Raw genomic sequence first — 5,270 nt, 5'->3', positions numbered from 1 at the left:
TGTGCGCTGGATCCAGCGCACACGGCTGTCCTCGGCGTTGCCCGGATCTGCTCTGCCGGCGGTAGTCCTGAAGATGAAAAACCATCGCAATCGGTGCCGGATCAAGCACAGTCCCCAGAGGAGGCCAGCCAATGTTGACACCCTATCTGGAAGCCTGCCCGCTGGTTGCGATCCTGCGCGGCGTTACTCCACAAGAGTCTGTAGCGGTTGCCGAACTGCTGGCGCAATGCGGTTTCAGCATGGTCGAGGTGCCACTCAACTCACCGGATGCGCTGGATTCCATCCGCAGAATCAGCGACAAGTTCGGCAATCGCTTACTGGTGGGCGCTGGTACCGTCACCGACATTCGGCAGGTGCACGAGGTAGCCGCCGCCGGTGGACGCCTTGTGGTATCGCCGAATTGCGATCCCGCAGTGATCAATGAGACAAAACACCGCGCAATGGTATCTCTGCCCGGCTGCTGTACTCCCAGCGAGGTATTTCGAGCCCTCGCTCTGGGCGCCGATGCCATCAAGCTGTTTCCGGCCAGCATGATTTCCCCACAGGCCGTCAAGGCGCTTCGCGCTGTACTCCCCCCGGTACCGCTGTTCGCGGTGGGTGGTATCGAAGCCCCGGATTTTGCCGCCTACATAGCAGCTGGTGTCGACGGCTTCGGTACCGGGTCCGGCCTGTACCGGCCCGGGATGGACCGGACCGAAATTCGACGGTGCGCGTGCAAAATGGTCGCGACTATCCGCGGCCTGACTGCCGAGGTAGTGCCAAACTGAGGCAACACGCACGATTCCCCTAAAAACCAGTACCCGAATAAAACATAAAAATAAGCAATAGCGAGGTGAACCCATGCAACTGGCAGCAATCGATCTGGCGATTTTTATCGCCTATGTCGCCATGTTAGTGACCATCGGCTACCTGGTATCGCGAGAGAAAGCCGGCCATCAAAAAAATACCAGCGACTATTTTCTCGCCGGCAAAGGCCTACCCTGGTGGGCTGTGGGAGCATCACTGATCGCCGCGAATATTTCCGCGGAGCAGATTATCGGAATGTCCGGATCCGGTTATGCCATCGGTCTTGCCATCGCCTCCTATGAATGGATGGCGGCAATCACCCTGATACTGGTGGGCAAGTATTTCCTGCCGGTTTTCGTGCGCAAGGGCATCTATACCATGCCCCAGTTTCTGCAGCAGCGTTACGACGACCGGGTAAAACTGGTGCTCGCCATTTTCTGGCTCGGTGTGTATGTATTTGTAAACCTCACCTCCGTGTTGTGGCTGGGCGCACTGGCCATCAATGCCATTGCCGGTGTCGAGCTGTTTGTGGGGCTGATATTCCTCGGCCTGTTTTCCGCGGCCTACTCCCTCTACGGCGGCCTCAAGGCGGTGGCACTGACGGATATCATCCAGGTGGTGCTGCTGGTGATCGGCGGGCTGGTGCTGTCCTACCTGGCCCTGAGCCTGATCGGCGAGCAGAACGGCGGCGGCATACTGGCCGGGTTTAGCGAGCTCACCCGGGTTGCCCCGGAAAAGTTCGACATGATTCTCTCGAAAGACAACCCGCATTATATGAGCCTGCCGGGACTGTCGGTGCTGGTCGGTGGTATGTGGGTAGTGAACTTTGCTTACTGGGGTTTCAACCAATACATCATCCAGCGGGCACTGGCGGCAAAAAGTATTGCCGAAGGCCAGAAGGGTATTGCTTTTGCCGCCTACCTGAAATTGCTGATGCCGGTGATCGTGGTACTGCCCGGTATTGCCGCGGTGATACTGCTGCCCGAACTGGAGCGCCCGGATCAGGCTTATCCGCAACTTATGAACCTGATGCCGGTCGGCTTCAAGGGGCTGATCTTTGCCGCGCTGGTTGCCGCTATTGTCTCTTCACTGGCATCCATGACCAACAGTATCTCCACGATTTTCACCATGGATATTTACGCCCGCTACCAGCCCGGCCGCAGCCAGACCCACTATGTGCGCGTCGGTCGCACTGTGGCGATGATCTCCCTGGTGCTGGGCATGATCTGCGCCCAGCCACTTTTGGGCCAGTTCGATCAGGCATTCCAGTATATCCAGGAGTTCACCGGCTTCTTTACCCCGGGTATTACAGTCCTGTTCGTACTCGGTGTTTTCTGGCCACTGGCCACGGCCAACTCCGCACTGGTTGCCGCCATCGGCTCCGCCGTGTTGTCTCTGGCGATGAAACTTTGGTGGCCAGAGCTACCATTTATGGATCGCGTGGGGTTGGTATTCCTGATTTGCTTCAGCCTGGCGGTGATTGTTTCGCTGTGGGAAAACCGCACACGTGGCAACTCCAGGGATCAGGTGCACGCGCTCTCTACCGGTGAAGTCAGCTTTGCTACTAGCAGTGTATTCAACCTTGCCGCGGTGGGGGTCACTCTGGTGCTGATCGCCCTTTACACAACCTGGTGGTAATCGCGTTCGTCAATTGGAGTGCTCATCCGATGAGAAATACAAAATGGATTTACGTTGGCTGTATTTGCCTGTTTTTAACCGCGCTGAACACATGCGCGGTAGCTGAATCCTCACACGGTCCCGGGCAGGCTCACTTTCAATGGTTTGAATACCGCGGAGAAGATGACGTCTTCGACACTGCGCTGGCCGAGAACGAATACCGCAACCCGATTCTTGCGGGGTTTCACCCCGATCCCAGTATCGTGCGCGTAGACAGGGACTACTACCTGGTCAACTCTACCTTTGGGTTCTTTCCCGGCATCCCGGTTTTCCATAGCCGCGATCTGGTGAACTGGACACAGATAGGCAATGCCATACATCGTCCCGGACAAGTACAATTCGATGGTCTGCCACTGACCAACGCGGGCGTGTACGCGCCGGCTATCGAATACCGAGCCGGCACTTTCTATGTGATCAATACCTGTATCGGATGCGGTGGTAATTTTGTCGTCACTGCGAAAAACCCCGCTGGCCCCTGGTCCGATCCGATCTGGCTGCCTCACCTTGATGGCATTGACCCGTCTATTTTCTTTGATGATGACGGCAAGACTTATGTGGTCCACCACGCCGAACCGGACCAAAAACGCTACCCGGCCCACACCGCCATCCGGGTAATGGAGGTGGATCCGGAGACCTTCGAACCTCGTTCAAAAGACATGCTTCTGGTAGACGGGGGCGAACTCCCCCGCTGGAACAGTGACTACCTGGAAGGCCCACATCTTTATAAGGTCGACGGAAGCTACTACCTGTCTGCCCCCGGCGGAGGTACAGGTTACTTTCATCAGCAGCTGGTATTTCGATCGGATAATATCTTCGGCCCTTACGCGCCGAATCCCAACAATCCGGTGCTGACCCAGCACGGACTGCCCGATGACCGCCCGAACCCGGTAACCGCGACCGGACATGCGGATCTGTTTGAAGACAGCAACGGCGACTGGTGGGCGGTATTTCTCGGTACGCGCGTATACAACCTGGCGACCCCGCCGCAAGACCCCGGAAGATTCCACACCGGTCGCGAGACATTCATGTTGCCGGTACAGTGGGAAGACGGCTGGCCAAGTATTCTTGAAAAAGGGCGCGCACTACCTTTCACGGTAAAAAAACCCGATCTCCCGCCGGGTAAACCCGCGCTACGTGCCACTACCGGGAATTTCACCCAGCGAGACCTGTTTTCCGATTCAGGCCTGGCCCCCTACTGGCTGTTTGCCCGGACACCAAAGGACACCTGGTGGGACACCGATAATCAGGAGCTGTCACTGGCATTGCGAACTTCGATTATTGGCGACCGCAGTGGCCAGCCTGCGTTTATTGGCCGGCGCCTCGCCCATATAAATGCCGAATTCACCACCGCGTTGCGGTTTACCCCATGGCAAGCGGGACAGGAGGCGGGGCTTGCGGCGCTACAAAGCGACGACTTTTTCTATACCCTCGGACTCGGGGAAAGCGCCACCGGCGATACCGTTCTGCGTATCCGCAAGAAGGCGGGCAGCAAAGAAAATCTCGGCGGCGAGGTCATTCTTGAATCACCCGTTGACATCAAGGACGGCGATATCGTGTATCTGCGGATGACGATTAACCGGGCCGATCTCGACTTTTCCTACAGCCTGGATGAAAAAAACTTCACGCCGCTACTGGAAAATGCAGATGGAGGAGTGCTGACTACTGCCGCTGCAGGCGGGTTTGTAGGTGCCGTTGTGGGGATGTACGCACAGCATAACTTAAACGGAGTACAGCAAGCAGCACGGAGATGAGAGCGCGGCAAGTGGAGCAGGGAAGGAAGCTTCAGCGTCCGTTCCAGCGGTGCACAGCCGCCAGGCTCGCAGTTACCGACTGAAGTGGGTTCTCAGGGCTATCGTGCTCGACAAAACCAAACCGGTAGCCCGCGGTCTTCGCTGCCTTGAAAATCTCGGGGAAGTCGATTAACCCCGCCCCGACATTCACCATATTCCCAGCCTTGTCCATATCCTTGATATGCCAGAGCGGAAAGCGACCGGGATATTTTCTGAAATACGCCAGGGGATCCCGCCCGGCCTTGTGCATCCAGAACAGGTCCATTTCAAAACTGACGAGCTGAGGGTCAGTAGCTTCCAGCAAGTGATGGTAAGGGATAAAGCCATCCGTTACCTCGAATTCAAAATCGTGATTGTGATAGGCAAGTTGAATTCCCGCCGCACGGAATTGTTCTCCCCAGCGGTTGAGTTCCTCCGCCAGCTGGCGGTAATTGTCCGGCGTACGTTCATCCTCGGCAAGCCAGGGCAGAACGGCATACCGGTGACCGATTTCCGCTGCAGCTTCCACGCTCTCGGCAAAGTTAGCCCGCAGCTCTGAGAGTTGCAAATGCGCAGATGGAGCCGCGAGCCCCTCACCGTTGAGGACTTTCCGAATTTCACCAGGTTTGACCCCGTAGTAACCCGCGAACTCAACCTGCTTGTAGCCGATAGCGGCTAGCGCTTTCAGGGTTTCAGTGACATCTCTTTCCATCAATGTGCGGACCGTATACAGCTGCACACCACTCACAGGAACCCGAGACCCGGTAGTCGGTGAGCCACCCGCCAGTGCTGAGGGCAGCATGCTGGAGGTGACCGCGGCTACAGAAAGATTGAGGAAGTCTCTACGATTCATTTTGTTGTTCATCGTCAATGCTCGCGCTTTTTGGGGCAGAGGTGTGAATCAGGGTTTCTTTCTCATCGGCGGTAAGGGTACCGAATTAACTCCTCCCAGTCGCGCATACAACCGGAAAAAGGATTCCCGATACGGAATAAATGTAAACCGGGATTCATAAAAAACCCGGCTGCATGCAGCCGGGT

Annotated in this window: 4 protein-coding genes; 3 read left to right on the top strand and 1 reads right to left on the bottom strand. The window is 56.6% G+C overall.

Annotated elements, in window-relative coordinates; translation table 11 throughout:
* The first annotated feature begins 131 nt into the window (after positions 1–131).
* The 3 genes from B4U49_RS01360 (at position 132) to B4U49_RS01350 (ending at position 4,214) form a co-directional block, all read left to right on the top strand.
* Complete coding sequence (locus B4U49_RS01360; protein WP_078082794.1) at positions 132–767, top strand: 2-dehydro-3-deoxy-6-phosphogalactonate aldolase; 636 nt, start codon at positions 132–134, stop codon at positions 765–767.
* 73 nt (positions 768–840) lie between these two features.
* Complete coding sequence (locus B4U49_RS01355; RefSeq protein WP_078082793.1) at positions 841–2,424, top strand: sodium/sugar symporter; 1,584 nt, start codon at positions 841–843, stop codon at positions 2,422–2,424.
* Between the two features lie 29 nt (positions 2,425–2,453).
* Positions 2,454–4,214, top strand: coding sequence for a glycoside hydrolase family 43 protein (locus B4U49_RS01350; RefSeq protein WP_078082792.1), 1,761 nt, complete (start codon positions 2,454–2,456; stop codon positions 4,212–4,214).
* 31 nt (positions 4,215–4,245) lie between these two features.
* On the opposite strand, the gene B4U49_RS01345 is transcribed toward B4U49_RS01350, so the two are convergent.
* The gene (locus B4U49_RS01345) at positions 4,246–5,085 is read right to left on the bottom strand and encodes a sugar phosphate isomerase/epimerase family protein (RefSeq protein ID WP_078082795.1); all 840 of its coding nucleotides are present in this window, start codon (positions 5,083–5,085) and stop codon (positions 4,246–4,248) included.
* Positions 5,086–5,270 lie beyond the last annotated feature (185 nt).

This window comes from Microbulbifer mangrovi (genome assembly GCF_002009015.1).
In the GTDB taxonomy this organism is placed as follows: Bacteria; Pseudomonadota; Gammaproteobacteria; order Pseudomonadales; family Cellvibrionaceae; genus Microbulbifer; species Microbulbifer mangrovi.
The sequence above is the reverse complement of the archived record's forward strand: the minus strand, read 5'-3'. Positions and strand labels throughout refer to the sequence as shown.

Coding starts and splice junctions, on each gene's coding strand:
- B4U49_RS01350 (WP_078082792.1), top strand. CDS start 2,454: ATGAGAAATACAAAATGGATTTACGTTGGCTGTATTTGCCTGTTTTTA.
- B4U49_RS01355 (WP_078082793.1), top strand. CDS start 841: ATGCAACTGGCAGCAATCGATCTGGCGATTTTTATCGCCTATGTCGCC.
- B4U49_RS01345 (WP_078082795.1), bottom strand. CDS start 5,085: ATGAATCGTAGAGACTTCCTCAATCTTTCTGTAGCCGCGGTCACCTCC.
- B4U49_RS01360 (WP_078082794.1), top strand. CDS start 132: ATGTTGACACCCTATCTGGAAGCCTGCCCGCTGGTTGCGATCCTGCGC.